Origin of the sequence: Desulfobulbus oralis, from assembly GCF_002952055.1 — a bacterium.
GTDB lineage: Bacteria > Desulfobacterota > Desulfobulbia > Desulfobulbales > Desulfobulbaceae > Desulfobulbus > Desulfobulbus oralis.
The window spans coordinates 799,464-824,275 of sequence record NZ_CP021255.1; the positions used below are offsets into that span (position 1 = coordinate 799,464).

26 protein-coding genes and 1 pseudogene are annotated in these 24,812 nt (G+C 62.1%); 11 read left to right on the plus strand and 16 right to left on the minus strand.

Features of this window, described 5'->3' with window-relative positions:
• Positions 1–2: 2 nt before the first annotated feature.
• From CAY53_RS03450 to ftsE, 4 genes are read right to left on the minus strand one after another with little or no spacing between them, the layout of a single operon-like run.
• Entirely contained in the window at positions 3–1,421 is a 1,419-nt protein-coding gene (locus CAY53_RS03450) for a S41 family peptidase (RefSeq protein ID WP_245874865.1), read from the minus strand.
• Positions 1,418–2,803, minus strand: coding sequence for a murein hydrolase activator EnvC family protein (locus CAY53_RS03455; protein WP_104935948.1), 1,386 nt, complete (start codon positions 2,801–2,803; stop codon positions 1,418–1,420). The genes CAY53_RS03450 and CAY53_RS03455 overlap by 4 nt, the downstream gene beginning before the upstream one ends.
• Positions 2,803–3,690 carry a cell division protein FtsX gene (locus CAY53_RS03460; protein WP_104935949.1) on the minus strand — a complete coding sequence of 296 codons (888 nt, stop codon included), beginning with the start codon at positions 3,688–3,690 and terminating at the stop codon, positions 2,803–2,805. The genes CAY53_RS03455 and CAY53_RS03460 overlap by 1 nt, the downstream gene beginning before the upstream one ends.
• Positions 3,687–4,415: a cell division ATP-binding protein FtsE gene (gene ftsE, locus CAY53_RS03465; RefSeq protein WP_245874866.1), complete on the minus strand. Its 729-nt coding sequence runs from the start codon at positions 4,413–4,415 to the stop codon at positions 3,687–3,689. The genes CAY53_RS03460 and ftsE overlap by 4 nt, the downstream gene beginning before the upstream one ends.
• A gap of 289 nt (positions 4,416–4,704) precedes the next feature.
• Between ftsE and CAY53_RS03470 the strand changes: the two genes are divergently transcribed.
• The 3 genes from CAY53_RS03470 to CAY53_RS03480 all read left to right on the plus strand — a co-directional run bounded on the left by CAY53_RS03470 (position 4,705) and on the right by CAY53_RS03480 (position 8,436).
• Entirely contained in the window at positions 4,705–5,376 is a 672-nt protein-coding gene (locus CAY53_RS03470) for an HAD family hydrolase (protein WP_245874867.1), read from the plus strand.
• Positions 5,369–6,880, plus strand: a complete 1,512-nt coding sequence (locus CAY53_RS03475) for a DUF445 family protein (protein WP_104935951.1) — start codon at positions 5,369–5,371, stop codon at positions 6,878–6,880. The genes CAY53_RS03470 and CAY53_RS03475 overlap by 8 nt, the downstream gene beginning before the upstream one ends.
• 320 nt (positions 6,881–7,200) lie before the next feature.
• A complete protein-coding gene (locus CAY53_RS03480) occupies positions 7,201–8,436 on the plus strand; it encodes an LL-diaminopimelate aminotransferase (RefSeq protein WP_104937416.1) in 1,236 nt (411 codons plus the stop codon).
• 153 nt (positions 8,437–8,589) lie between these two features.
• Here CAY53_RS03480 and CAY53_RS03485 read toward each other — a convergent pair whose 3' ends face one another.
• From CAY53_RS03485 to def, 4 genes are read right to left on the minus strand one after another with little or no spacing between them, the layout of a single operon-like run.
• A complete protein-coding gene (locus CAY53_RS03485) occupies positions 8,590–9,378 on the minus strand; it encodes an amidohydrolase family protein (RefSeq protein ID WP_104935952.1) in 789 nt (262 codons plus the stop codon).
• A gap of 6 nt (positions 9,379–9,384) precedes the next feature.
• Complete coding sequence (locus CAY53_RS03490; protein ID WP_104935953.1) at positions 9,385–9,852, minus strand: phosphatidylglycerophosphatase A family protein; 468 nt, start codon at positions 9,850–9,852, stop codon at positions 9,385–9,387.
• An 11-nt stretch (positions 9,853–9,863) separates the two neighbouring features.
• Positions 9,864–10,805: a methionyl-tRNA formyltransferase gene (gene fmt / locus CAY53_RS03495; protein ID WP_104935954.1), complete on the minus strand. Its 942-nt coding sequence runs from the start codon at positions 10,803–10,805 to the stop codon at positions 9,864–9,866.
• Positions 10,802–11,320, minus strand: a complete 519-nt coding sequence (gene def, locus CAY53_RS03500; protein ID WP_104935955.1) for a peptide deformylase — start codon at positions 11,318–11,320, stop codon at positions 10,802–10,804. The genes fmt and def overlap by 4 nt, the downstream gene beginning before the upstream one ends.
• A gap of 274 nt (positions 11,321–11,594) precedes the next feature.
• On the opposite strand from def, the gene plsY reads away from it, so the two are divergent.
• The 3 genes from plsY (at position 11,595) to CAY53_RS03515 (ending at position 14,094) form a co-directional block, all read left to right on the plus strand.
• Entirely contained in the window at positions 11,595–12,185 is a 591-nt protein-coding gene (plsY, locus tag CAY53_RS03505) for a glycerol-3-phosphate 1-O-acyltransferase PlsY (protein ID WP_104935956.1), read from the plus strand.
• Positions 12,186–12,507: 322 nt separating this feature from the next.
• A complete protein-coding gene (locus CAY53_RS03510; protein WP_104935957.1) occupies positions 12,508–13,380 on the plus strand; it encodes a methylenetetrahydrofolate reductase in 873 nt (290 codons plus the stop codon).
• Positions 13,381–13,518: 138 nt separating this feature from the next.
• Complete coding sequence (locus CAY53_RS03515; protein ID WP_104935958.1) at positions 13,519–14,094, plus strand: YcbK family protein; 576 nt, start codon at positions 13,519–13,521, stop codon at positions 14,092–14,094.
• Positions 14,095–14,100: 6 nt separating this feature from the next.
• Here CAY53_RS03515 and CAY53_RS03520 read toward each other — a convergent pair whose 3' ends face one another.
• Positions 14,101–14,499 carry a diacylglycerol kinase gene (locus tag CAY53_RS03520; RefSeq protein ID WP_104935959.1) on the minus strand — a complete coding sequence of 133 codons (399 nt, stop codon included), beginning with the start codon at positions 14,497–14,499 and terminating at the stop codon, positions 14,101–14,103.
• 194 nt (positions 14,500–14,693) lie between these two features.
• Positions 14,694–15,689 carry a cation diffusion facilitator family transporter gene (locus CAY53_RS03525; protein WP_104935960.1) on the minus strand — a complete coding sequence of 332 codons (996 nt, stop codon included), beginning with the start codon at positions 15,687–15,689 and terminating at the stop codon, positions 14,694–14,696.
• Between the two features lie 422 nt (positions 15,690–16,111).
• Between CAY53_RS03525 and CAY53_RS03530 the strand changes: the two genes are divergently transcribed.
• The 3 genes from CAY53_RS03530 to CAY53_RS03540 are packed head-to-tail and all read left to right on the plus strand — an operon-like array spanning position 16,112 to position 18,225.
• Entirely contained in the window at positions 16,112–16,639 is a 528-nt protein-coding gene (locus CAY53_RS03530; RefSeq protein ID WP_181040404.1) for a shikimate kinase, read from the plus strand.
• A 28-nt stretch (positions 16,640–16,667) separates the two neighbouring features.
• Positions 16,668–17,753, plus strand: a complete 1,086-nt coding sequence (cobT, locus tag CAY53_RS03535; protein WP_104935962.1) for a nicotinate-nucleotide--dimethylbenzimidazole phosphoribosyltransferase — start codon at positions 16,668–16,670, stop codon at positions 17,751–17,753.
• Positions 17,754–17,790: 37 nt separating this feature from the next.
• Positions 17,791–18,225: a hypothetical protein gene (locus tag CAY53_RS03540; protein ID WP_104935963.1), complete on the plus strand. Its 435-nt coding sequence runs from the start codon at positions 17,791–17,793 to the stop codon at positions 18,223–18,225.
• Positions 18,226–18,306: 81 nt separating this feature from the next.
• Here CAY53_RS03540 and CAY53_RS13370 read toward each other — a convergent pair.
• Positions 18,307–18,616, minus strand: a pseudogene (locus tag CAY53_RS13370) (transposase family protein); the annotation flags it as partial.
• Between the two features lie 72 nt (positions 18,617–18,688).
• On the opposite strand from CAY53_RS13370, the gene CAY53_RS14170 reads away from it, so the two are divergent.
• Together CAY53_RS14170 and CAY53_RS12475 are read left to right on the plus strand one after the other, a co-directional pair.
• Positions 18,689–19,114, plus strand: a complete 426-nt coding sequence (locus CAY53_RS14170) for a transposase (RefSeq protein ID WP_483863836.1) — start codon at positions 18,689–18,691, stop codon at positions 19,112–19,114.
• On the plus strand, positions 19,027–19,338 hold the full coding sequence (locus CAY53_RS12475; protein ID WP_146106386.1) for a hypothetical protein: 312 nt from the start codon (positions 19,027–19,029) through the stop codon (positions 19,336–19,338). Before CAY53_RS14170 ends, CAY53_RS12475 begins: the two co-directional genes overlap by 88 nt.
• Here the strand turns inward: CAY53_RS12475 and CAY53_RS03550 are convergent.
• From CAY53_RS03550 to CAY53_RS03570, 5 genes are all read right to left on the minus strand, one after another.
• The gene (locus CAY53_RS03550) at positions 19,319–20,062 is read right to left on the minus strand and encodes an IS5 family transposase (protein ID WP_245874869.1); all 744 of its coding nucleotides are present in this window, start codon (positions 20,060–20,062) and stop codon (positions 19,319–19,321) included. The two genes, CAY53_RS12475 and CAY53_RS03550, sit on opposite strands and share 20 nt — an antisense overlap.
• A gap of 339 nt (positions 20,063–20,401) precedes the next feature.
• Positions 20,402–20,977, minus strand: coding sequence for a rubrerythrin (gene rbr, locus CAY53_RS03555; RefSeq protein ID WP_104935966.1), 576 nt, complete (start codon positions 20,975–20,977; stop codon positions 20,402–20,404).
• 117 nt (positions 20,978–21,094) lie between these two features.
• On the minus strand, positions 21,095–22,177 hold the full coding sequence (gene aroC, locus CAY53_RS03560) for a chorismate synthase (RefSeq protein ID WP_104935967.1): 1,083 nt from the start codon (positions 22,175–22,177) through the stop codon (positions 21,095–21,097).
• A 349-nt stretch (positions 22,178–22,526) separates the two neighbouring features.
• Positions 22,527–24,320: an aspartate--tRNA ligase gene (gene aspS / locus CAY53_RS03565; protein WP_104935968.1), complete on the minus strand. Its 1,794-nt coding sequence runs from the start codon at positions 24,318–24,320 to the stop codon at positions 22,527–22,529.
• A gap of 89 nt (positions 24,321–24,409) precedes the next feature.
• Positions 24,410–24,811 carry a hypothetical protein gene (locus CAY53_RS03570; protein WP_104935969.1) on the minus strand — a complete coding sequence of 134 codons (402 nt, stop codon included), beginning with the start codon at positions 24,809–24,811 and terminating at the stop codon, positions 24,410–24,412.
• Position 24,812: the final 1 nt, after the last annotated feature.

Genomic DNA, 24,812 nt, shown 5'->3' on the forward strand with positions numbered 1-24,812 from the left:
GCTCAATCTTTTTTGAGCAGCTCCAGCGCGCGTCTGAGCTGGTTGTCCTGCTCCAGCCGCTTGCCCATGTCCATAATGCTGTTGACGCGCTGGAAGGTCTCTTCCTGGCGGGAACCGTCGGGTGCGGCCTCCGTTGCCGCGTGGGCTGGTTTGGCGTCGTTGTCCAGATGGCCGGGCAGATCCTTTTCCCGAAGGATCTCCTGCCCCGCCGCCGCGCTGTCCTGATCTCCGGGCGTATCCAGCGGGACCACGATGTCCGGCCGGATCCCCGTGGCCTGGATGGAGGCGCCGCTGGGCGTGTAGTAGCGTGCGGTGGTGAGCCGGATGGCCGCGCCGTCGGGCAGCGGCACGATGGTCTGCACCGAGCCCTTGCCAAAGGAGGTGGTGCCCAGAACGCGCGCCCGTTTGTGATCCTGCAGCGCGCCGGCCACTATCTCCGAGCCGCTGGCCGAACCGCCGTTGATCAGCACCACCATCGGATAGTTTTCGACCCGGGTATCCGGATGGGCTTCATACAGAATCTGCTCCCGGTTGCCCCGCCCCCTGGTGGAGACAATGGTGCCGTGATCCAGAAAGATGTCCGCCACTCTGACCGCCTGTTCCAGCAGGCCGCCCGGATTGTTGCGCAGATCCAGCACCAGCCCCTTGATCGGCTGCTGGGCCCGAAGCTTGTCCAGCGCTGTGAGCGTGTCGTCGGTGGTCGAATCCTGGAAGTTGGAGATGCGGATATAGCCGTAACCCGGCGCCAGTTGGCTCGCCCTGACCGAGAGCAGCGGAATTTCAGCGCGAACCATCGTAAAATCGCGGGTGCCCCGCCACTGGGCCCGGTGAATGGACAGGGTGACCTTGCTGCCCTTGGGCCCCCGCATCTTCTTCATCGATTCGACGAGGCTCATGTTCTTGGTGGGCTGGCCGTCAATGCGGAGAATCTGGTCGCCGGGCTTGATGCCCACACGGTCGGCCGGAGTGCCGTCTATGGGGGCAACCGCGGTCAGCACGCCGTCCAGCAGGGTGACCTCTATGCCCACGCCGGTGAAGCTGCCGCTGGTTTCCTCCTCAAGTTCCTGGTAATCCTCGGGCGTCATATAGCCGGAATGGGGATCCAGAGAGCTCAGCATGCCGTTGACCGCTCCCTTCATCAGGCTGTTCATGTTGGTCTCGTCCACGTAGTACTGCTGCACGAGCGTCAGCACATTGGCGAACATTTCCAGCTCCTGATAGGCATCCGGCTTGTCGCCGCCCGGCTTGTCGCCGCTTTCCTTGGCGTCGCTCCAGGCGGGCGCCGCCAGCAATGCCAGCAGGACGGCCACGAGCAGAAAGGCGGCATGTGCAGTGCCACAGCGCAGCGAAAGCAGTGCACTCAAGGGCGGCAGGGCGGGAGCTGAGGGTCTGGCAGACATAGGCAGTACGGATGCATTCATTCGGCCTCCGGCGTCGTTTCGGCATGCTTGTCTGGCGGGACGGGCGGAGCTTCCTGGTTATCGTTCTGGTTCGGAATGGGCACCAGAGGCGTCTCATCGGGCGAGGGCGCAGGCGGGGCGTCAGCGGGCTTTTCCGGACCTGCCCCGGCCGGCGGCAGCACAGTCTTTTTGGGCGCCCTGGATAAAGCGCCGGGTTTGAGCCAGGTCGTCGGGTCTTCGGCCACCGAACCGTGGCGAACTTCAAAATAGAGGCCCTTGCCGATCAGGGTGGCAAAGGTGTCCGTGGTGCCCAGCAGATCGCCCTGGGCGACCCGGGTTTTCTCGCCGACCAGGATTTTGGCGAACTTGGCGGTCACCGTGTAGTACTGCTGGGCATGTTCGATGATCACCATCTTGCCGTAGCCCGGCATGTAGTCGGCATAAATGACCACGCCGCCGTACACGGCCCTGACTTCCCGTTCGCCGTCAACGCCAATGGTAATGCCATGGGCAAAGGGCGCGGAATCGACTTCGTCCCCGAAGCCGGGCTCCATAAAGGAGCGGATGATGCTGCCCTCGATGGGCGGCGGCAGCTTGCCCTTGCTGCCGGTAAAGGCGCGGACAACCCGCTGCCTTTCCTCATCGGCCATACGCTTCAGCGTGTCGGTCAGTTCGCGCTGGGCCCGGTTCATCTCCTGGATGGCCCGCTCGTGGAGACTACGCTCGGTCTGCACCTTGTCCAGGAACTGCTTCTGCCGGTCCGCTGCCAGTTGCAGTTGGTGCTGCTGCTCGCCGGCCTCGGCGATCAGTTGCGCCAGTTCGTCCTGTTCCCGGGCCAGGGCCTGTTTGGCCCGCTCAACCTCCTGCATGCTTTCCCGGAAGCGGAGCAGATGCTCCCGGTCGTAGGTGACCAGCGAACGGAAGGCCTCGTTGCTGCGCACCAGTTCACCCATGCTCGAACTGGAAAAGAGGGCGTTGAAGAGCCCCGTTTTTCCCATGAGATAGGAGGCGCGCATCCGTTTCATCAGATGCTCCTGGAGTTGCCGGTGCTGCCCGGCCAGCCGGGCCAGTTCCTGGGCCCGGGCCTCGATAAGCGCCTGTTTTTCATCCTGCCGGGCCTGCAGATCCTCCAGTTGCCGGCGTTGTTCGTCCATGGCCATGTCGAGGCGCTGCAGCTCGGCCAGCAGGCCATGCTCTCTGCCGGCGTTTTCCTCCAGTCGCTCTTCCTGGGCCTGGATGGATTCCTCGAGCTGCCTGATGCTGATGCGGGTCTCTTCTTCGCTGAGGGCCTGCGTGGTTTTGGCTGGCCGGGTATCGCTTCTTCCGGTCTTCGCCGCTTCGGCCTGGGGCGACAGGGCAAGCAGCGAGAGCAGGGTGCAGAGCAGAAAAAACCTTCCAGACATCACAGATAAAGAACCGGGCGGGTGGAATGAAAGCTGCCCGTGGCGCAGAGCAGCGTGCCTGCCGCCACAATGGCGCACATAACCGGCCAGGACAGGAAGTCGAAGGGCACCAGATGAAAAAGCGTGGGGCCTGCAAACTGGAGCCTGATCCAGCGGTAGAGCAGGTAGAGCGCGGAGATGCCCGCAAGCGAACCGCAGAAGCCCATGAGCGCCCCTTCCAGCAGAAAGGGCATGCGAATGTAATGGGTGGTCGCGCCCACCAGCCTGAGCAGCTCCAGTTCCCTCATGCGGGAGAGCATGGAGAGCCTGATGCTGTAGGCCACCATGAAGGTCGAGGTCATGATCAACAGGATGCCCGAAAGCGTGATAACGATGCGCATGAGCTGGATGAAGGAGTGGAAATGGTCTATCCACTCCCGGCCGTACTGCACCTTTTGCACGCCGTTCAGGTGTTCCAGATAGTCGGAGAAGCGCTTGATCTTGGCCAGACTGTCGAGAGAGCGCTTCGGATACACTTCAATGGAAGGCGGCAGAAAGTCATTGGGCACGCCGCCCAGCACGTCGCTGTCACTGCCCAGTTGCTTTGAAAAACGCTGCAAGGCCTCATCGCTGCTGACAAATTCGATACGGTCCACCGCGTCGAACTGCTCGATCCGGTGGCGGTATTCCTCCTGCAGCGCCGGCGGCGGGTCTTCGTTCAGGTAGACCACGAGCCGGAGGTCGTTGCCCATGCCCGCGCCTACCTGAATGGCATTGGCATAGGTGAGATAGAAAAAGGAGAAAATCAGCACCGAGAGCAGCACCGTGAAAAAGCTCATGAGCTGTGATTTCCAGGTCAAAAGCAGGTTGCGGCCGGTGTGCAGCAGCATGGTGGCGAGAAATCTCATGCCTGACCCTCCACAGGCGCGGCCCCGGTTGCAAAGGACGTGTCCGAGCCCACCAGGCGGCCGCCGCGCAGCTCCAGGATCCGCCGGCCCAGGCCACGGTAGAGGCTCTTGTCGTGAGTGGCGATCAGCAGTGTGCAGCCCTGCCGGTTGAGCTGGTAGAACAGGCTCATCACCCGGGCCGTGTTTTCAGCGTCCAGATTGCCGGTCGGCTCGTCGGCCAGCAAAATCTCCGGGTTGTTCGCCACCGCGCGGGCGATCGAGACCCGCTGCTGCTCGCCGCGGGAGAGTTCGCCGGCCAGCATATCGTACTTGCGACTCAGGTTGAGCTGCTCCAAAAGGCTGCGCACCCGCTCCTCTATGACCGATTTTTTTTCGTACATGACCTCCATGCTGAGGGCAATGTTGTCGGCCACGCTCTTGTCCGCCAGCAGTTTGAAATCCTGATAGGCCACCCCCACCTTGCGGCGCAGGAGATGGATATTTTTGTGATTGAGCTTGCTCAGGTCAAAACCGGCCACGTCCAGAAGCCCCTTGCTTTCCTTTTCCATGCGGCTGATGAGCCGCATCAGCGTGGTCTTGCCGGCGCCGCTCATGCCTGTCAGGTATACGATTTCGCCCTTGTTGATGGCAAAGGAGATATCGGAGAGGGCTTCGACATCGGGCGGATAAAACTTGGAGACCTTGATGACTTCAATCACCGGAGGCGGTGGCAGTTCCTGATTCATGGGCATGGCAGGGTTTGAGGCAGCGCGGGCTGCAGACAAAAAAGAAAATTGCCGGCCAGGCAACAAGAGAACACCCCGGCACTGACCAGCATGCTTCTTACTATAGCATCTCGTGAGGCAAGTCCAGCGTTTTTTCTGGAGAGATTGCGGGGTTGCGGCACCGGGGACCGCCATCGTGTCCGGACGGTGGTGTGCGGCAGGGGGCTTTCTGCTGGATAGGGGCCAGGGAGCCGGGTATAGTTCCGCCCATCCTGCTCCTGGAAGCGAACAGCACAAGTGGAGGTGTTTCATGGCGTATCGGGCGCTGCTTTTTGATCTGGACGGCACGCTGCTCAACACATTGGAGGATCTGGCGAACGCCTGCAACCGCGTTCTGGCGGCAATGGGGCACAAAACCCATGCCGTGCCGGAATACCGTTTCTTTGTGGGCTCCGGCGTGCGGATTCTGGTCGAACGGATGCTGCCCGCGCCTTTGGGCCGGGAGGTCGAAACAGTGGAGACTGCGCTCGGCGCCTTCAGGGAGGAATATGCCAGGTGCTGGCACGAGCACAGCCGGCCCTATCCAGGCATTGCCGACCTGCTGGATGACCTGGTGCAGCGTGGGCTGGAGCTGGCGGTGCTCTCGAACAAGCCGCAGCACTTTACCGAACTCTGCGTGCAGACGCTGCTGCCATCCTGGCCCTTCCGTTCGGTGCTGGGCCAGCGGGAAGGGGTGCCCAAAAAGCCGGACCCGGCAGGGGCGCTGGAGACGGCCCGGCTGCTGGGGCTCGCGCCCGCTGAAATGCTCTACGTGGGCGACAGCGATGTGGACATGCTGACCGCGAAGCATGCAGGCATGAGCGCCGTGGGCGTGCTCTGGGGCTTCCGCGGCGCGGATGAACTGCGGGCTGCGGGTGCGGATGTGCTGGCAGAGCGGCCCGGGATATCCTCCGCTACCTGGACAGAAGCCTCTGATGTCTGAGCTGCTGGCCCTGCTGGCCCCGCCCTGCGTGGGCGCCCTGATTGGCTATGTCACCAACAAAGTCGCCATCCGGATGCTGTTTCGGCCGCTGCGGCCCTGGCATCTGTGCGGCTGGCGCCTGCCGTTCACGCCGGGGATCATTCCGGCCAAGCGCCATGCCCTGGCCCTGCGCATCGGTGAAATGGTGGGCGCTCGTCTGCTCACTGCCGACTCCATCAGCCGGGCCATTGCCGCCGAAACCTTTCAGCAGCAGCTCCAGGCCCTGATGGCGCGGCAGATTGCGGCCTTTTGCGGGCGGGACTGGCCCCCGCTTTCCGCCCTGTTCCTGCCGGATCATGCAGACGAGCTGGCGGCCCTGCAGAAACAGGCCAGCAAGGCGCTTGCCGGCTGGTTGCAGGCATTTTTGACCGGGCCCGGGGCCGAGGCGCGGCTGGCGCCGCTGCTCACCGGGACGGGCGCCCGGCTGCAAGAGGCGTCGCTCGAGCCGTTCATGCAGCGCCTGCTGGCCCAGGCCCTTGCCGGGAGCGGCGAAAGTCTGGGCCGCTTCTGTCAGGCCCTGCTCCGGCAGGCCGCTGCTGAGGGCCTGGCACTGATCGATCTGGTGCCGGAAGACCTGAGCCGAAGGCTCGCTGTGTTCATGCAGGCCCAGGGCCCGCTCATTCTGGAGCGTGTGGCGGATGAAGTGCTGGCGCAGGAAAGGCGGCCCCAGGTGCTGGAGCTGCTGGTCGCCCTGGTCTATCAGGTTCTGGGATCGCTTGGGGCCCTGGGCGCGATTGCCCAGGGCTTTTTCGAATCCGGCGCCATGGCCGGCAAAATCGACCGCTATCTGGACAGCCACGGCGACGAGGTCAGAGGCTGGCTCACGAGTCCGCCCCTGCAGCGGCAACTGGCCACGGTACTGGAAGAAAGCGTGGATGTGCTGCTGCGCAGACCGCTTGCCGATCTGCTGAACGAATTGCCGCCGGGCGAGCTGGACGCGCTGTGCCGAAACCTGGGCGAGCGCCTCGTGGCGGCGCTGCCTGGCCCGGCGGCGAATGCGCATCTGGCACGGCAACTGGCACTGGGCCTCACCCGGCTGCTGCGGGCAGCGCCGGACGGCAAAACCAGTCTCTCGGCCCCAGTTGCAGCCTTTTTTCGGGAAGAGGCGGGCCAGGCGCTGCTGCGGGACATGGCCGCCGCCCTGGTGCGGCAGCTTTTTAGCGGAGCGCCGGGCCCCATCCTGGGCCCGCTGTTCCGCCAGTTCCCGGACTCGACGCGCGAGCTGGTCAAGACCCGGCTGGTCCGGCTCGGCAAGGAGCTCCTGCTGCGCGAGCTGCCCGGCCTGGTGCAGGCGCTCAATTTCCGGGAGCTGATCAGCGAAAAGATCGATGCGCTGGATCTGCTGCAACTGGAGCAACTGCTTTTGGGCATCATGGCCGAGCAGTTCCGGTATATCAATCTCTTTGGCGCGGTGCTGGGCTTTCTGATTGGCGGCTTGAACCTGGCGCTGCAAGGCCTGCGGTAATCGGATGGCAGGCCCATGCACAGCGGCTGAATGTAGCTTGCAGCAGCGCTGCTGGCGAACTGGAGCAGAGCTCATGGGCTCCCTTCGCGGGGATAGCCCGGCTGATGGCCGCACCGGCCGGCGCTGCCTCGCTGTTCGCGCCCGCAAAATGGCTGGACAGCCTCTGCCTGCAAAAAGGCGACGCAGGCCATGATCAGGTACCTGCGTAACCGTTCCAGACAAGGCAGGATAACAAAAAATGCAGGCCGGGATTGCACAAGGGACTGTGGCCTGCTATCCTGCAGCCACGGTTTTTTCATCCCTTCAAGCCCAGACACGCCATGCTGCACATCAACGACAACTATCTCAAGTTACAGGCCTCCTACCTCTTTGCCGACATTGCGCACCGGATTTCCGTCTTCCAGCAAAAGCACCCGGAGCGCGAACTCATCCGCATGGGTATCGGAGATGTCACGAATCCCCTGCCGCAGGCCTGCATCACGGCCTTCCACAAGGCGGTGGACGAAATGGGCGCAGCCGCTACCTTCCGCGGTTACGGCCCGGAACAGGGCTATGAATTTCTGCGTCAGGCCATTGCCGAGCACGACTTCCAGAGCCGGGGCGCCGACATCGACGCCGGTGAGATCTTCATCTCCGACGGCGCCAAATGCGATACCGGCAACATTCAGGAGCTCTTTGCCCAGGGCGCGCGCATTGCCGTGCCCGATCCGGTGTATCCGGTGTACGTGGACACCAACGTCATGGCCGGACGCACCGGGGTCTGGGCGCAGGGTCGCTACCAGGGCCTGATCTATCTGGACTGTACCGCTGCAAACGGCTATGTCCCGGAGCTGCCGGCGGAAAAGGCGGACCTGATCTACCTCTGCTTCCCGAACAACCCGACCGGCGCTACGGTGAGCCGGGAGCAGCTCGGACTCTGGGTGGACTATGCCCACAAGCATCAGGCGCTCATTCTCTTCGACGCGGCCTACGAGGCCTTTATCCGCGACGAGCGGCTGCCCCACACCATTTACGAAATTCCCGGCGCCCGGGAAGTGGCCATCGAGTTCCGCAGCTTTTCCAAAAGTGCGGGCTTTACGGGCACCCGTTGCGCCTATACCGTGGTGCCCAGGGACTGCAGGGCCTGGGACGCGGCGGGCCGGGAGCAGAGCCTGCACGGTCTCTGGAATCGCCGCCACAGCACCAAGTTCAACGGCGTCTCCTACCCGGTGCAGCGGGCCGCCGAAGCGGTGTACTCGCGGGAAGGCCAGGCCCAGTGCCGGGCGCTCATCGACGGCTATCTGGAAAATGCCCGGCTGATCGGAGAGGCGCTGGACGAGCTTGGCTACCAGCATGTGGGCGGCAGCAACTCGCCCTATATCTGGGTTGCCTGCGGCCGGGATTCCTGGGAGTTTTTCGATCTGCTCCTCACGCACGCGGGCGTGGTCTGCACGCCCGGCGCCGGTTTTGGCCGCTGCGGCGAAGGTTATGTCCGGCTTTCGGCCTTCAATTCCGGGGAAAATGTGCAGAAGGCCATGGAGCGCCTGGCCGGGGCAGCCAGGATGCTGAAGGCCTGAAGGCCGCCCTGCTGCCTCCTGGGGGCGCATCGGGTACGAAGCAGCAACCTGTTGCATGCGGCAGGCGGCCCTTTGGCCGGCGAGTCAAAGGCAAAACTGCCAGGACCGCAAAGGCCCTGGCAGTGGCCCATGCGCACCAGGCGGGCCCGGGCGCTACAGGTTCAGAAGCCGCTTCGCGTTTTCCGAAGTGATTTTTCTGAACAAAGGCTCCGGTAAATCCAGCGCCCGGAGGGCGTCCAGCCCCTTTTTCTGGTCGGTCCAGGGCAAATCGCTGCCAAAGAGCAGGTAATCCGCCGGGTGCGCCAGAAGCATCCTGCGGAAGCGCTCCGCAGGCAGCATCTCCGGGCCGAAGGAAAGCTCCAGATAAATGGGCCGGCCGAGGAGCAGACGCTCCACCTCGTCCCAGTCATCCCAGCCGCCCAGGTGGGTGGCGACCAGCCTGAGTTCCGGCCAGCCTCTGGCCAGCCAGAGCGTCCTTGCCGGGTCGGAGCGGCGCAGCCTGGGGAAGGCGATGTCAAAGCCCGAATGCAGCACCAGTATGAGCCCCAGCCTGCTGAGTTCGTCGTAGAGCGGAAAGAGCGCCGGGTCGTCCAGGGTGAAATCCTGATAGTAGGGGTGCATCTTGATGCCCGGAAAAGCGGCCGCGTGCAGTTGCCGCACATGCCCGATCATGTGCGGGTCTTTGGGATGCACCGAAGGCAGCGGGATGAGGCGGGCGCTGCGCACGCTCTGTGACCAGGCCATAATATGGTCGAACTGGGCCGGCTTGGTGGCAATGGAGCAGATGAGCGCCTGGTCGATGCCGGCCCTGTCCATGGAGGCCAGAAGCCCTCTGATGGTGCCGTCGCTGAAGGAACTGCCGGCCTTTTGGGCCAGGGCGCCGATGGCCCGGGGCGCCAGCGTGTCCGGGAAGGCATGGGTGTGGCAATCGATGCAGGGCATGGACGCTCAGAAGAGGCGGACCACAAACAGGCCCACTTGCAGCACGAGCAGGGCATAGATGCCGGCCATGACATCGTCCAGCATGATGCCGATGCCGCCGTGGAGGTGGCTGTCCAGCCAGCTCACGGGAAAGGGCTTCCAGATGTCGAAGATGCGGAAGAGCAGGAAAGCGGCGCAGGCGGCCATGGGGTGGGCGGGCGCGGCATAGAGGGCGATGAGCTGGCCCACTACTTCGTCAATCACCACCGAGCCAGGGTCGGCTTGGTCGAGAATCTTCTCCGCCGCCCCGGCGCTGATCAGGCCCACGACGAAGAGGATGGCCACGATGAGCCAGTAGGGTGCGGGCCGGATGGGTAAAAAATAGGTGATGGCCAGCCACAGCAGGGCCGTGACCGCGGAGGCCCAGGTGCCCGGCGCCCCGGGCAGAAAGCCGATGCCGCCAAAGGTGGCGAGACGAAGCAGGATTTTGTCCACGGAGTTTCCTTTCAGGTAAAGATCAGGCCGGGCGCAAGCGGCGTGCCATGCAGACAGGCGGCAAGCGGCATTCGCCTTTTGCCTTCCGGCTGGATTTCTCTGAGACACAAAAGGCCCTGACCGCTGGCCACATACAGGCCGCTCCCATCGGCGCGGCAGATGGTGCCCGGAGCGGCGTCACTGCTCTGCTCCACACATACGGGCTTGAAAAAACGGTAGCGCCGGCCCTGCAAGAAGGCATAGGCCGAGGGCCAGGGGTCACAGCCGCGAATCAGGCAGTGCAGGCGGGCGGCGGGCTGGGTCCAGTCAAGATGCCCCAGGGCCTTGTCCAGCATGGGGGCCTGAGTCGCGAGGGCCTGTTCCTGCGGGCGTGGGCTGAGCTGCCCCGTCTTCAGGCCCGCCACGGCCTGCACGAGCGTCTGCGCCCCCAAGGCGGCCAGACGCGGAGCCAGGGTGCCTGCCGTATCCTCCGGTCGAATCGCCTCCCGGGCCGTGAGCAGTACCGGGCCGGTATCCATGCCCGCATCCAGTTGCATGATGGACACGCCCGTTTCCCCATCCCCATTGATGAGCGCCCACTGAATCGGCGCGGCGCCACGGTATCTGGGCAAAAGCGAGGCGTGCACGTTGATGGCCCCCAGCGGGGCTGCCCGCAGAACCGCTGCGGGCAGTATCCTGCCATAGGCAACCACAACCAGCAAATCCGGCGCAAAGGCCTCAAGCTGTGCCAGGAACTCCGGGGCCTTCACGCTTTCCGGCTGCAGCACCGGCAGGCCATTGGCCGCAGCCAGCCGCTTGACCGGCGGCGGCTCCAGTTTCCGGCCGCGGCCCCGGGGCCGGTCGGGCTGACAGACCACAGCAGCCACCGCGTCCGGACCCTCGAGGAGCGCCTGCAAACAGGGCACGGCAAAGTCCGGCGTGCCCATGAAAATCAGGCGGAGGGGTCGACTCATGCCGCTTCCTGCCCGTCCCGTGCCAGGATCTTTTTGAGTCTGTTTTTGTAAAGCGCACGTTTGAGGCCGCTCAGATGGTCAAGAAACAGAATACCCCGCAGGTGATCCACCTCGTGCTGGATGATGCGGGCAAAGCGGTCTTCCGCGTCGAAGTTCAGCGGCTGTCCCGCCACGTCCAAAGCCTGTACATGAATCCTGTAGAAGCGCCTGACCGAGGCGTGGTACTCGCGCACGCTCAGGCAGCCTTCGTCGTCGGCCACCGTGCCCTGACCGCCCGACAGCACCGGGTTGATGAGCGCCAGATAGTCCTTTTTTTCCTTGGTGGACTGATCGACCACCACGACCTGCACCGGCAGGCCGATCTGGTTGGCGGCCAGACCCACGCCGGGCGCAGCGAACATGGTTTCGCCCATGTCGGCCACCAGCTTTTTCAGTTCCTCGTCAAAAACGGTCACCGGTCTGGCCTGCTGGCGCAGAATCGGGTTGGGGTAGGTTATAATCTTTCGCAAGGCCATCTTTTTTGTGGAATGGAGGAAACTTGTGCTACGTACAATCCGGATGTTATGTAATCCCTTTGGCCGGGCTTGTAAAGACAGGATAGCCACTGTCCGAGGCCGGGCAGCGATGGCCGGCTGGTCCGCCTGGTCGCACGAGATCCGCTGCCGGTTCCTGCGCTTGTTTTCTCCGGGCCGATACAGTAGATTAGCACTCCGTTTACCGCTGCCCAAAAGCGGCAGGCCCGGAATGCCCAGCCAATCACACGGGAATTCCCCCTTTCAGGGAGCAAGCATGAGCGGTTTTGGCCTTTTGAGTATCATCCTTTCCTATCTTGTCGGCTCCATTCCCTTTGGCCTGCTTTTATCACGAAAGAGCGGCATCGACATCCGCAGCCAGGGCAGCGGCAACATCGGCGCCACCAATGTGACCAGACTGTTGGGCAAAAAACTGGGCGCGCTGACCCTGCTCTGCGATGCAGGCAAGGGTTTCCTGCCCATCGCCTGCCTCAGCCTCTGCACCCGGGAGCCGCTCGTTCTGGGGCTGGCTGGCGCGGCCACAGTCCTGGGCCACATGTTTCCCGTGTATCTGGGCTTTCACGGCGGCAAGGGCGTGGCTACGGCGCTGGGGCTTTTTCTGTTCCTCGACCCCTGTGCCGTGGCGCTGGCCCTCCTGGTGTTTCTCATCGCCCTCTGGCGCACGAATTATGTTTCCGTCGCTTCCCTGGCCGCGTCGGCCTCCCTGCCCCTCTGGATCTGGATCCTGCGCGGCAGCTCCTGGCATATTCCACTGGCCCTGGTCGTGATGGCGCTGATCTGGAGCAGGCACCGCGGCAATATCGAACGGCTGCGGCAGGGGACGGAAAAACCCTGGAAAAAGGTATGAAACGGCAGTAATGGCAGGAAATTGAGGTGGCAGCCGGCCTGCTGGAACCGGGGGCGGCCACTACCATGGCAGACATCAGGGGGCTGTCACCGTCTGTGCCGCCAGGGCCACCCGGCTGGCTCCGGAAACACCGCAGACGAAGCGCGGATGTGCCGCATGACCGCGGCCTGCAGCGTGCTCGGAGGCTGCGGCGAACGGTACCTTTTCCCCTGAACGGTCTGGCTTCTGCGGTGAAAGGGGCAGCTTACGATCCCGGGGACTGGTGGTTGGCCCGCTTTGCTCGGGATCCCCGGGGCAACAGCAAATAGAAGGGGCAACACACGTGCGCATCCCGGAAGCAATCGCTCAAAAGAGACCTTTTGTTTCACTGGAGTTTTTTCCGCCGAAAAAGCGGGAGGACTGGCCGGCCTTTCTGCAGACCGCCCGCGAACTGGCCGGCCTGAAGCCGCTGTTCGTCTCCGTCACCTATGGTGCAGGCGGCTCTTCCCGGAGCAACACCCTGGAAATCTGCCGGCTGCTGGCGGAGCGTTGCGGCTTCACGGTCATGCCGCACCTGACCGGGGTGCTCGCGAGTCCGGAAAGTATCGACCGTTTTCTGGATGAAATCAAGGCGATCGGCATTGACAATGTGCTGGCCTTGCGCGGCGACCGGCCAGCCGCCTTCACCGGTGCGGATGAGGAACTGTTCGCGGCCTTTCCCCATGCGGCCGACCTGATTCGCCACATCAGAGAGCACAGCCCGGGGCTTGCCGTGGGCACAGCCGCTTTTCCCGAGGGCCATGCCGAAGCCCGTTCCTTTTCGTCAGACCTCAAAGTGATGCGCGACAAGTTCCAATCTGGCGCGGACTTTGGCATCACCCAGCTTTTTTTCGACAACCGCAGCTACTTCGACTATGTCGAACGTCTGGGTGAACTGGGTGTCACCGCGCCCGTCATTCCCGGCATCCTGCCGGTGCGCAGTCTGGCCTCGCTGCGCTTTACCCTGAAGCTCTGCAACGCCCGCGTGCCCGGCAGCCTCATCAACGAGCTGCTGGATGCGGAAGAGCGGGAGGGGCCGAAAGCGGCCTTCGAAGTCGGCATCGCCCACGCGCGGTCTCAGGTCCGGGAACTCTTCGAGCGCGGAGCGCCGGGCGTGCACCTCTACACCCTCAATCGGGCCGACATGTGCACCCGCCTGCTGGACGGTTTGCTCTGAATGGCGTGACCCGGACACGTTCGGAAAAAACCATTGGGCCGAAAAACTCGGGCCGCAGGCTTGACAAAGCGCGGCAATCCTGCTTTCTAATAAGTTTTGAGGAGAGGAAATTTTCGTAATGGTAAAAAGAAACGCATTATGGACAGAGAAGCAATAAGCGACGGGCACGCAGGCCTTTCACGCCGCGCCTTTCTCCGGGGAGCCCTGGCCGCGGGCGCGGGGCTGCTGCTGTGCCCGGTTCCCCAAAGCGTCAGGGCGGCCGTCCCTCCGGTCCGGCGCCGCCTGGCCTTCTACCACACGCATACCGAAAAGAATCTGGAGCTGACCTATGCAATCGGCCGCATATACAACCCGGTGGCCATGAATCAGCTCAACGCCTATCTGGGCGATTTCCGTACGGGCGAGATCCACCCCATTGATCCCCAACTCATGGATATCCTCTGGGCTCTGCAAAAGCGGATTGGCGGCAGGGGCGTCTTTTCCGTGATTTCAGGCTACAGATCGCCCCACACCAATGCTGCCCTGAAACGCCGGAGCCGCGGCGTCGCGGGGAACAGTCTGCACATGCAGGGCAAGGCCATTGACGTGCGTTTTTCCGAAGTGGCCAGCGAAGCGCTGCGCGACTACGCCATTGACCTCCAGGCCGGCGGGGTGGGCTTCTATCCTGATTCCGATTTTGTGCATCTGGACACCGGCAGAGTCCGCACCTGGTAACCGGCGCTACAGTAGCAGGACGCAGACCCAGACCAGACAGGCCAGGGCGATGGCACAGGCGACTGCCGCCGAACCCAGATCCTTGGCCCGGCCGGAAAGTTCGTGCCGCTCGGGGCCGATCCGGTCCACCACGGCCTCAATGGCGCTGTTCAGCAGTTCAACCAGCAGGATGGCCAGCACACTGCCGGCAAGCAGTGCCCGCTCCACGCCGTTTTCGCCCAGCCACAGGCCAAGGGGCAGGAAAACGAGTGCGGCAAGCGCCTCCTCACGAAAGGCCGCTTCGTTGACCCAGGCGGCGCGCAGCCCGGCCCAGGTGCATGCGCTCGCTCTCAGCAAACGGTGCCAACCCCGACCATTTTGTTTATCCACCTTTTCCCTCCGGATTTCTGGACATATGCGCCCCATAAGTGGCGACCCGGTCTCATCAGGTACCACGGCACAGGTACTGCCCGAGCGCGTTGTTTTTCGCCATGACCCAATAAAAACCGAAGCCCGATGCCTCTGCAATCCAAATGCACGCATCACCTGCTCGACATCCTGTTTCTCCACAGCCTGCACCATGGAAAAAATCTGTGGGACAGCAGTGATTCAAGACCCCTTCACTGTTGTTCTTCCGCGTTCGGTGGACAGTGGGCCCGTCCTGGACATGTTTTGCCCAGCCCTTCACGGTACCCTGGCAGCGCCGGCCGCTCCACTTCCGGCAGTTCCTGATAGGAGCGCCAATCCTCCAGGGACTCCAGATGGGTGCTGACTGTGGTATTGGGCAGGAGTTCCGCCACTGCGTTTTCAAATTTGCTGGCCTGGCAATGGGCACAGTGCACGGTCCAGTGGCCGGGAAAAAGCATGTGCACGGTCACGAAGCGGGAGGCTGCGGCGCGCCGGGTTCGCAAGGCGTGGAAAACGATGCCCTCCTGCTCGTAGGGCTGCATGGCCTTTTTGATGCGTTCCATCTCTTCCTCCGGCAAAGCCGAATCCATCAGGCCGTCAAAGGAGCGGCGCACAATGCTGTAGCCGGTATACAGGATATTGAGGCCCACCAGCCCGGCAATCAAGGCGTCCAGTTGCATCCAGCCGGTCAGCCATACACAGGCCACGCCCACAAGCACGCCCGCCGAAGTCCAGACATCCGTCATCAGATGCCGGCCATCCGCCTCCAGGCTGATGGATTCGTGCACCCTGCCGGCATGCAGCAGGATGCGGGCTGTAACGAAGTTCAGCACCGAGGCCACGGCCGAGACGGCCAGGCCCACGCCTATCTGGCCCAGCACAGGGCCCGGATGAAGCAGCCGGTCGATTGCGGCATAGAGAATCGCGCCGGCAGCGAAGATGATCAGCATGCCCTCGAAACCGCTCGAAAAATACTCCGCCTTGTCATGACCAAAGGGGTGGCCCTCGTCTGCCGGCCGTGCCGCATAGCTCAGCATGACCAGCGCAAAAACCGCGCCCGCCAGATTGACGATAGACTCCACAGCGTCCGAAAGCAGGCCCACCGAGCCGGTGAGCATCCAGGCCCCGGTCTTCAGCACAATGGTCAGGAGCGCCGTGGCCATGGAAAGCCAGGCGTAGCGGGTCGGGCGGCTTTGCGATGCGGTCATGCTTGAACCTCTGAACAGGTGCGATGGAGGAGCAGGTTGCGCTGTATCCGGGCAAGGGACCAAGAGGCTTGCGGCAGGAGGCCCCGATCACTTCGACTCATCCTGCGGGACGACGGCCCCGGCTTCACGAATCCCAGGCAGCGGTGCGGTATAATGCTGGAAAAGGCTGCGGATACATCGGGCAAAACGCAGGGCGCAGCGGCCTCAGGCTTTGTCTCTGCCGGACACGATTGCTGGTTTATGATTCTCGTTATACAACTTTTTGTTGTAAAAAACAGGCTGCTGGCGGTTTTTTAGGGAAATGAGGCCGGCCTTGGACTGCGGCACCTGCACGAATCGGGGCAAAGCTGGACAGCGGTTCGCAGTCATGGTAAATGGAACGATCCTGGAAAAATCAGATCTGGCGCTTCCCCGTAGCAGGTATGAAACAAAATATCCTTATCACCGGCTTCATGGGTGCGGGCAAGAGCAGTGTTGCCCGGGCACTGGCCGAGTTGACCGGCCTCTTTGCCGTGGACACCGACGATCTGATCGAATCGCTGCTCCACTGCTCCATCAAAAGCTATTTTGTCAGCCATGGGGAAAACGCCTTTCGCCGGCTGGAGCAGCGGCTGGCCAACTGGCTCGCCTCTTCGGTCGATCATACTATTGTCGCTACCGGTGGGGGCTTTTTCCAGGTGCAGGGGCTCATGGAGCTGGGCCAGGTCTGCTTCCTGAACGCTGACTTCGACACCATCTGCCGGCACCTGCATGTCTGTGCCGGTGACCAGCAGACCGTGATGCGCCCGCTCTTCCAGAACCTTGAGGCCGCCAAAAAACGCTTTGACGAACGGCTGCCCCTGTACCGCCAGAATGCGCACCACATTATCACGGTTGGCACCCAGGACAGCATGGATCTTGCCCGGCAGATTCAGGATATTCTGCGGCAAAACGGCCTGTTGGCCCAGTGAACCGCGATCAGACAGACAGGAACCGACAATGCCTCAAATCTCAGCTTCCAGCTTTCTGGACCGCACCTTTCGTGCAATCTGCCCGCAGGACAACGAATGGCGCGACCGGGCCAGAGCCCGCCTCTCGGAACTCACCATGCCCTTCTGGGCCCTGGGCGATCTGATGGATCTGGCTGTGGACCTCGCCGGCATCACCCGTTCGCTGCATCCGCCCGTGGCCCGAAAACGCGTGGTCGTCATGGTGGGCGACCACGGGGTTGCCACCGAGGGGGTGAGCCAGTATCCGGTCGAAGTGACGGGCCAGATGCTGCGCAATATGGTGAACGGCGGCGCGGGCATCAATGCTCTGGCCTCCCAGGCAGGTGCGGAGATTACGCTGGTGGATGTGGGCGCGAAGGAGGATTTTTCGGATCTGGTGGCCAGTGGCGCCCTTATTGCCAAAAAGATCGGTCACGGAACGGACAATATGCTGCTTGGCCCGGCCATGAGCCGCACGCACGCGGTCATGGCGGTGGAGGCGGGCATTGAAATTGCGAACCAGTTGGCCGATTCGACAGACCTGTTTGCCACCGGGGAAATCGGCATTGGCAACACCACGCCCAGCAGCGCCGTGGCGGCAGTCATTACGGGCCGCCCCGTGATCGAACTCACGGGCCGTGGCACCGGGCTGGACGATGCCGGTCTGGCGCACAAGGTGGCAGTCGTTGAGGCGGCGCTGCAGAAAAACCGGCCAGATGCCAAGGATGGTCTGGACATACTGGCCAAAGTCGGCGGCTTTGAACTGGGCGCAATCGCGGGGCTGATCCTGGGTGCAGCGGCCAAACGCAAGCCGGTGGTGGTGGACGGCTTGATTTCAACGGCCGGCGCGCTCATTGCCTACAAGCTGGAGCCCTTTGTGCGAGACTTTATCGTCTGTGGCCACGGAAGCGCCGAGCCGGGCCACGCCCCCATGTGCGCTTTCCTGGGCAAAAAACCGCTGCTGCAACTGGGGATGCGCCTGGGCGAGGGTACAGGCGCGGCGCTGGCCTTCAACCTTGTCGAGGCGGCGGCCCGGGTGCTGACCCAGATGGCGACCTTTGCAGAGGCCAGTGTCAGCACTGCCAGAAAAAACTAATTTATCAAAACATACCATGTTCAAGAGGAGAATCTTTATGCTGCATTCCATTTTGTTCTGCATCACCGCGGCCCTGATCGTGGCTGTGGCTGCGCCGGTCGTCGCTGGAGCCCAAGCGCAGCCGGTCAAGGTGACCTATACCGTGCCGGCAGAACTCAGTGACCAGGAGAAAAAATGGTACGAAATTTTTCAGAAAGGCAACGCTCTGGCTGTCGGCTGGGTGAGTATTTCCCAGGACCTGCTCTCCCGCCTGCCCCTGAGCGAGCAGCTTGAGCAGAAGGAGAGGCTGCGTGAGCTGGGCGACAAAATCGGCCGGGAGTGGTGCAAGGACAACAGGACCAGAAAAATTGACACCACCATGTTGCGGCAATGGGGCAAAGAGCTGAAGACCGCCTCGGGCAAGGGCAACGAGGTCCTGACCCTGGCCCTGAACAGCATCGACCAGAAGGTGGAGCGTCAGTTGGCAAAATAGCGTGGGGAGCGGCCCTTGCCCAGGGTGCTGCGGAAAGTGACAGCCATGGACGGTCCAGACCGTGCAGTCACGAAATTGGAGCCATAAAACAAGCCACCTGATATGAACGCCGCGAGAAATGAAGACGTATGCTTCGCATCTCGGGTGGCTATGCCACGCCACCGCTTCAGGCGCGGAAAGGCGTTTGCTGTCAGGTGCCTGGCCTTGTCAGGCTCTTTGTCCTCACCACGCCGCTCTGTACGCCTGCTTTTGGGCACAATGAGCGGCGATATCCCCTGTCTTGCCGCCTGCTCAAAAATCGCATCGGTGTCAGATCCCTGTCGGCCAGCAGCCTTTCCGCAGTAACACCGTCAATCAGCGCGACTACCTGTGTGCCCTCTGCTGTTGTACCAGCCTGTTGAAAAGCCTCCAGGCAGGGCATAATGGTGCCCAGGCGATCAAACGTTGTCGAGGGGAGGGGTCCATGCGTCCTGACCGGAGGCAGGCACGGCAGAAGAGCCTGTGGCTTTCGTACGATCAACGGCCCCAGAGTCAGGGGCAGGTCTTGTACCAGCGGCTGCAACAGCTCCTGCACGAGGAAGGATTTGATACCTTCCCCGAAAAGCTCTGCGCTCCATTCTCCGTCGAAAAATCTGGCCGCAGCTCCATCCCGCCGGGCCGCTCTTTCCGCATGCTCATGATCGGCTGTTTCGGGGCATCGACTCTGGGCCCGGCATCTGCCGGCGCAGTTCGCGATGCCCTGTCCCTGCGGGAATTCTTGGGCCTTGCCTCTGGTGAATCCGTGCCCGCTCACTCCTCCCTATGCTGCACATTTTGGAAAAAGCCAGTTTGCTGCATGGCAAAGATGAGGGGATCGACGCCTCTGCCATGGCGGCGAATGCGGCCATGAAGCGCCATTGTGCGCAGCAGGGACAGGGGCGAGATTTATCAGGAAGTGCTTGTCGCCTGGCAGAGGCAAGCGGCAGCAGGACGCCGACCCAGGCGGAATTGTTCGCCTTTGACCGCAGGCGCCAGGGCGAAAAGACATCCAACAAGGATTGGCAATCGACCACGGACGAGGCAGCGCGCAGAGCCAAACTAGGCTCAGGCCTCATTAATCGAGATAGAATATGACGGAAGCCGCGAGGCACAGAGCTGAAAAGAAGGTATGCGCGCAGCAGTCATAACGCATGGCTCTTCTCCGCCAGTCTTTGATCCTGCCAAACATAACCTCGATCTTGTGCCGCTGTTTATACAGATCTTGATCGTACGAGCAGGGTCTCTTCCGGCTCCGTCTGGGAGGGATGCAGGGTGTAATGCCTCTGGCGCGCAGGGCATCACGGAACCAGCCCGCGTCATAAGCACGGTCTGCCAGCAGCTCCCTGGTCTCGGGCAAAGCATCTATGGCATCCATAAGCAGGGCGGCTCCCTTGTAGTCGCTCACCTGGCCTGCCGTGGCCGTCGCAAAGGGCATGGAGTTTTTGGAGTTCAGCCCACCCTTTGTGCGTCCGATGCAGCGGGAAAGAGCCCTTTTTTGAGCAAACTGGCGGCGGTACGATGCGCCTTGAGGTGGCTCGCATCGATCATCACCTGGCCATCCTGTCCCGCTGTTTTTGCCAATTCGGTAAAAATATTGTTGAGGACGCCCATCCGGCTCCAGCGCAAAAAAACGATTGTAGAGCGTCTTGTACGGACCATACTCGCGCGGCGCATCTTGCCACTGCAGGCCATGTTTGATGACATAAATGATGCCGCTGATGACTTTCCGGTCATCGACCCGCGGAATACCATATGAACGTGGAAAGAAGGGCTTGATACGCTCGGGTTGTTCGGCAGAAAGGGAGAAAAGTTGGCTCATGGCGTCCTCCTTGAGCACAAGCAACCAGATTTTCTGCTTTTTGACAATTTATGAGGCCTGAGCCTAAACGATGGCCGCACCCATTGCCTGTTCGAGATGGAACAAATGACACGCACGGGCATAATAGCCTCTTTGCATCCCCTTCGGAAAATCAACCTCTCTTCAACGGGCTGCTATACGTTGTCCCACTTGTTGCGACGAGGAGTGAAGCGAGCGCCCGTATGTGGCGCGTGAACAAAACCTTCGTGAGCTCTGCAAGATGGCAGCCACGTGACAAAAACAACAAAGGGCGAACCCGGCGGCCCGCCCTTTGCACATCTTTCGTCAGACAGGATCAACTCACCAGTTCTCGCACAGAATCTCGAAGTGGTCGATTGGGTGGTTGCAGGCCGGGCAGCGTGCCGGCGCCTCGGTGCCTACGTGGATATAGCCGCAGTTCCGGCAGCGCCAGACCACGATCTTGTCCTTCTTGAAGACCGTGCCCTGGTCCACGTTGGCCTTGAGGGCCAGAAAAACCTTTTCGTGCTGCTTTTCCGCAACCGCAATGGCCAGAAAAATTTTGGCGATTTCCTCAAAGCCTTCTTCCCGTGCCGTTTTGGCAAATTCGGGATACATCACGTTGGTCTCGTAATGCTCGCCGCCTGCCGCTGCCGCCAGATTCTCGGAAGTGGTTCCGATTGTGCCTGCCGGAAAGCTGCCGGTAATCTCCACCTCGCCGCCTTCCAGCAGCTTGAACAGCCGCTTGGCATGCTCCTTTTCCTGATTCGCTATTTCCTCGAAAATCGTAGAGATCTGCACAAAGCCGTCCTTTTTGGCCTGGCTGGCAAAAAAGGTGTAGCGGTTGCGCGCCTGGGATTCGCCGGCAAAGGCGGTGAGGATGTTCTTTTCGGTTTTACTGCCCTTCAAATTCGCCATGATGTGCTCCTTGGTTGTGCCGCTTCTGCGGCTGGACTGTTCAGGCGGCTTTGCCCCGGTTTCACGTGGGTGCACGCAAAACACCGCCTCCCGCCGATGCGGGCCGTGGGAAAATGTTCATTGCTCATGCGCCCGCTGCTGCAGGGCCATATCCATCAGCACCAGGGCGGCCATGGCCTCGACAATGGGCACGGCCCGGGGCACCACGCAGGGGTCGTGCCGGCCCTTGGCGCTCAGCGTCGCCGGACTGCCGTCAAAATCCACCGTTTCCTGGGGCAGGCCAATGGTTGCCACCGGCTTGAAGGCCACACGGAAGACGATGTCTTCGCCGTTACTGATGCCGCCCTGCACGCCGCCGCTGTTGTTGGTCAGCGTGCCGAGCCTTTGGCCCTTGCTGACAAAGGGATCGTTGTGCCGGCTGCCTCTGAGGCTTATCCCCGCAAAGCCGGAGCCGATGTCAAAGCCCTTGGTCGCCGGGATGGACAGCATGGCCTGGGCCAGCCGCGCCTCCAGTTTGTCAAAGACCGGTTCCCCCAGACCTGCGGGCACCTGACGGCACAGGCAGTTGACAATGCCGCCGGTGGAATCCTTCGCTGCCCGCAGCTCCTCAATGAGCTGCTGCATCCGGGAAGCGCTTTCCGGATGGGGACAGCGGGTGATGTGGGCATCCACCCGGTCCCGGCTCATGCAGCTCAGGTCCGGCTGCGGCATTGCGATATGACCGACCGCGCTTACCCAGGCGACGATCTCCACCCCATACCTGAGCCGCAGCCATTTTTCCGCAATGGCCCCGGCCGCCACCCGGCCGATGCTTTCCCGGGCGCTGGCCCGGCCACCGCCGCTCGCGGCATGGATGCCGTATTTTATCTGGTAGGTGTAGTCGGCATGGGAGGGCCGCGGAATGCTGCGCATTTCGCCATAATCGCCCGGCCGCTGGTCCGTGTTCTGCACCAGCAGCATGATGGGCGTACCCAGGGTCTTGCCGCCTTCGGTGCCGGAAAAAATCTCGACCCTGTCCTCTTCGTCCCGATGGGTGGTGATGCTGCTCTGACCGGGCCGCCGCCGCGAGAGCTGGGGCTGTATGTCCGCTTCCGTCAGCGCCATGCCGGCCGGACAGCCGTCCACAACGGCGCCGACGCCCCGGCAATGGGACTCGCCAAAGGTGCTGACCCGAAACAGATCGCCAAAGCTGCTGGCCATGATGCCCCTCCGTGCTTGTCATTGAGCCCCGCCGCCGGCCCTGCCAATCCGGGCCGCCGCGATGCACATGATGCCTGCACCATAGTGCTGAAATCAGGCCCGCGCAAGACCAAGGCGGAAGCGCCGAAGCCCGCAGGCAAAAAAAGCGCCTGGGTCGCATGACCACAGGCGCTGGTGTTTCTTGTCCGTGCCTGCAAAAGCGAACAGCGGCACCCGCCGGAAAATGGGGCTGGAGCGCTCCGGGCAGGCTGCCCCTGTCCCGTCCGCCCAGACCTCCAGGCTCGGGGCCGGAACAGAAGCGGCTCCGGTGAGTCCGCACACATTGTCCGGCGCTGAATCCGGCCATGGCTCAGGCCTTGCCTTCTTCTTTCCAGTCCGGCCGCAGGTGCAGTTCGGTGAGCTGCGCACGGCTGACCGTGGACGGCGCGTCGGTGAGGGGGCAGGTCGCCTTCTGGGTTTTGGGAAAGGCAATCACATCACGGATGGAGCTGGCGCCGGTCAGGAGCATCATCAGCCGGTCCACCCCAAAGGCGATGCCGCCGTGGGGCGGCGCGCCCAGTTCCAGTGCCCGCAAAAGAAAGCCGAATTTGTCCCTGGCCTCCGCCTCGCCAATGGCCAGCGCTTTGAAGACCTGCTGCTGCATGGCGGACGTATGAATGCGGATGGAACCGCCGCCCACCTCGTTGCCGTTCAGCACCAGATCATAGGCCCGGCTCCTGACCTTGCCGGGCTCAGTCTCGAGAAGCGGCAGATCTGCCTCTTTCGGCGCGGTAAAGGGATGGTGCACGGCGGTGTAACGCCTGGCCTCGCTGTCGTACTCCAAAAGCGGAAAGTCCGTAACCCAGAGGAAATTGTCCTTCTTCGGGTCCAGGAGATGCAGACGACGACCCAGTTCCAGCCGCAACTCGGAGAGCACCTGATGCACCACCTTGGCCGTGTCTGCGCCAAAAAGAATCAGGTCGCCCGGCTGCGCGTCCAGCGCATCCCGCATGGCCGCGATTTCCAACTCGCTGAAGAACTTGGTAATGGGCGACTGCCACTCGTTTTCCTTGACCTTGATCCAGGCCATGCCGCGGGCGCCGAAGCGGGCCGCATAGGCGGTCAGATCGTCCAGCTCCTTGCGGGAAAAGGAACCGCAACCCTTGGCGTTGATCGCCTTGACCAGGCCGCCCTTTTCCAGCGCGCTCTGGAAGACCTTGAAGCCGCAGCCCTTGAGGGCCTCGCTCAAATCCACCAGTTCCAGGCCAAAGCGGGTGTCCGGCTTGTCGCTGCCAAAGCGCCGCATGGCCTCGGCATAGTCCATGCGCGGGAAAGGCGTTTTGGGCCGCTGGCCCCTGATGCCTGCAAAGAGTTCGGCAATCAGGCCTTCGACCAGGCCCATGATGTCCTCCTCGTCCACAAAACTCAGCTCCATATCGATCTGGGTGAACTCGGGCTGACGGTCGGCGCGCAGGTCTTCATCGCGGAAGCACTTCACGATCTGGTAGTAGCGGTCCATGCCCGCCACCATCAAAAGCTGCTTGAAGAGCTGGGGCGACTGGGGCAGAGCGTAGAATTTGCCTGGATTCACGCGGCTGGGCACCAGATAGTCGCGCGCGCCCTCGGGCGTGGACTTGGTGAGCATGGGCGTTTCGATTTCCAGGAAATTGTGGCTGTTCAGATAGGCCCGCACGCACTGCATGGCCTGATGCCGCAGAATCAGGTTATTGGCGATTTCCGGCCGGCGCAGGTCGAGGTAGCGGTACTGGAGTCTCAGCGTATCCGAAACTTCCACATCCTCGTCCAGCGGGAAGGGCGGGGTTTCGCTGGTGTTGAGGATGCGCAGCTCGTCCGCCATCACCTCGATGGCGCCGGTCAAGAGCTTGGGATTGTCCATGTCCGCGGGCCGCTTTTCCACATGGCCGCGCACCGCGAGCACCCATTCGCTCCTGAGCTGGTGGGCCTTGGCGTGGACCTGGGCGTTCACCTCCGGGTTGAAGACCACCTGGGTGATGCCCCAGCGGTCACGCAGGTCGATGAAGATGACGCCGCCGTGGTCGCGGCGACGCAAGACCCAACCCATCAGAACGCATTCTTTGCCCAGGTCCTGTACGCCCAGGTCGTTGCAGGTGTGTGTGCGCTTTAAAGCACCCATTGATTCCATAGTTTTCTCCAGAAAAACGGCTGCGGCATGAGTGCCGCCTTAAAACCAAAACAAATTTGCCTGCGGCCAGGACAGTGCCACCACAGTTATCAACCAACGTAGACAAGGGCCCTAGTCACACATGTATAAATAAGCGTGGTCAGGATGGAAACGGTTAAGGCAGTTACCATGGTGATGTTCAGCGTCATGCTGTAGGCGACCATCTGTGCACCAAAATACACGGCTAGTTCCAAAAATCCCGCCAAGGTGCCGAAACTTGAGTCCAAGCCGGATTGATGCAAGGCGAGCAGGGCCAATGCAGTAAAAAACAGACTGTAAATAACAGCCTTCGCCGCATCACCCGCACTGACCGGACAGCGGGTGATGAATTGGGTGACCAGCTTGATAACGGTAAGAGCGAAAACAAAACGCACTGCCAAAAACACGGTCAGCCCAATGGGCAGCATAAAGGCCAGGGCAATCAGCAAGATGGTGGCCAATAGAGCCAGCATG

Coding starts and splice junctions, on each gene's coding strand:
- CAY53_RS03570 (WP_104935969.1), bottom strand. CDS start 24,811: ATGCTGGCTCTATTGGCCACCATCTTGCTGATTGCCCTGGCCTTTATG.
- CAY53_RS03485 (WP_104935952.1), bottom strand. CDS start 9,378: ATGCCCTGCATCGATTGCCACACCCATGCCTTCCCGGACACGCTGGCG.
- CAY53_RS03530 (WP_181040404.1), top strand. CDS start 16,112: ATGAAACAAAATATCCTTATCACCGGCTTCATGGGTGCGGGCAAGAGC.
- CAY53_RS03540 (WP_104935963.1), top strand. CDS start 17,791: ATGCTGCATTCCATTTTGTTCTGCATCACCGCGGCCCTGATCGTGGCT.
- CAY53_RS03520 (WP_104935959.1), bottom strand. CDS start 14,499: ATGGGGCGCATATGTCCAGAAATCCGGAGGGAAAAGGTGGATAAACAA.
- CAY53_RS03515 (WP_104935958.1), top strand. CDS start 13,519: ATGGACAGAGAAGCAATAAGCGACGGGCACGCAGGCCTTTCACGCCGC.
- CAY53_RS03480 (WP_104937416.1), top strand. CDS start 7,201: ATGCTGCACATCAACGACAACTATCTCAAGTTACAGGCCTCCTACCTC.
- fmt (WP_104935954.1), bottom strand. CDS start 10,805: ATGAGTCGACCCCTCCGCCTGATTTTCATGGGCACGCCGGACTTTGCC.
- rbr (WP_104935966.1), bottom strand. CDS start 20,977: ATGGCGAATTTGAAGGGCAGTAAAACCGAAAAGAACATCCTCACCGCC.
- def (WP_104935955.1), bottom strand. CDS start 11,320: ATGGCCTTGCGAAAGATTATAACCTACCCCAACCCGATTCTGCGCCAG.
- CAY53_RS03525 (WP_104935960.1), bottom strand. CDS start 15,689: ATGACCGCATCGCAAAGCCGCCCGACCCGCTACGCCTGGCTTTCCATG.
- ftsE (WP_245874866.1), bottom strand. CDS start 4,415: ATGAATCAGGAACTGCCACCGCCTCCGGTGATTGAAGTCATCAAGGTC.
- CAY53_RS03475 (WP_104935951.1), top strand. CDS start 5,369: ATGTCTGAGCTGCTGGCCCTGCTGGCCCCGCCCTGCGTGGGCGCCCTG.
- plsY (WP_104935956.1), top strand. CDS start 11,595: ATGAGCGGTTTTGGCCTTTTGAGTATCATCCTTTCCTATCTTGTCGGC.
- CAY53_RS14170 (WP_483863836.1), top strand. CDS start 18,689: ATGCGTCCTGACCGGAGGCAGGCACGGCAGAAGAGCCTGTGGCTTTCG.
- CAY53_RS12475 (WP_146106386.1), top strand. CDS start 19,027: ATGCTGCACATTTTGGAAAAAGCCAGTTTGCTGCATGGCAAAGATGAG.
- CAY53_RS03550 (WP_245874869.1), bottom strand. CDS start 20,062: ATGAGCCAACTTTTCTCCCTTTCTGCCGAACAACCCGAGCGTATCAAG.
- cobT (WP_104935962.1), top strand. CDS start 16,668: ATGCCTCAAATCTCAGCTTCCAGCTTTCTGGACCGCACCTTTCGTGCA.
- aspS (WP_104935968.1), bottom strand. CDS start 24,320: ATGGAATCAATGGGTGCTTTAAAGCGCACACACACCTGCAACGACCTG.
- CAY53_RS03460 (WP_104935949.1), bottom strand. CDS start 3,690: ATGAGATTTCTCGCCACCATGCTGCTGCACACCGGCCGCAACCTGCTT.
- CAY53_RS03450 (WP_245874865.1), bottom strand. CDS start 1,421: ATGAATGCATCCGTACTGCCTATGTCTGCCAGACCCTCAGCTCCCGCC.
- CAY53_RS03470 (WP_245874867.1), top strand. CDS start 4,705: ATGGCGTATCGGGCGCTGCTTTTTGATCTGGACGGCACGCTGCTCAAC.
- aroC (WP_104935967.1), bottom strand. CDS start 22,177: ATGGCCAGCAGCTTTGGCGATCTGTTTCGGGTCAGCACCTTTGGCGAG.
- CAY53_RS03455 (WP_104935948.1), bottom strand. CDS start 2,803: ATGTCTGGAAGGTTTTTTCTGCTCTGCACCCTGCTCTCGCTGCTTGCC.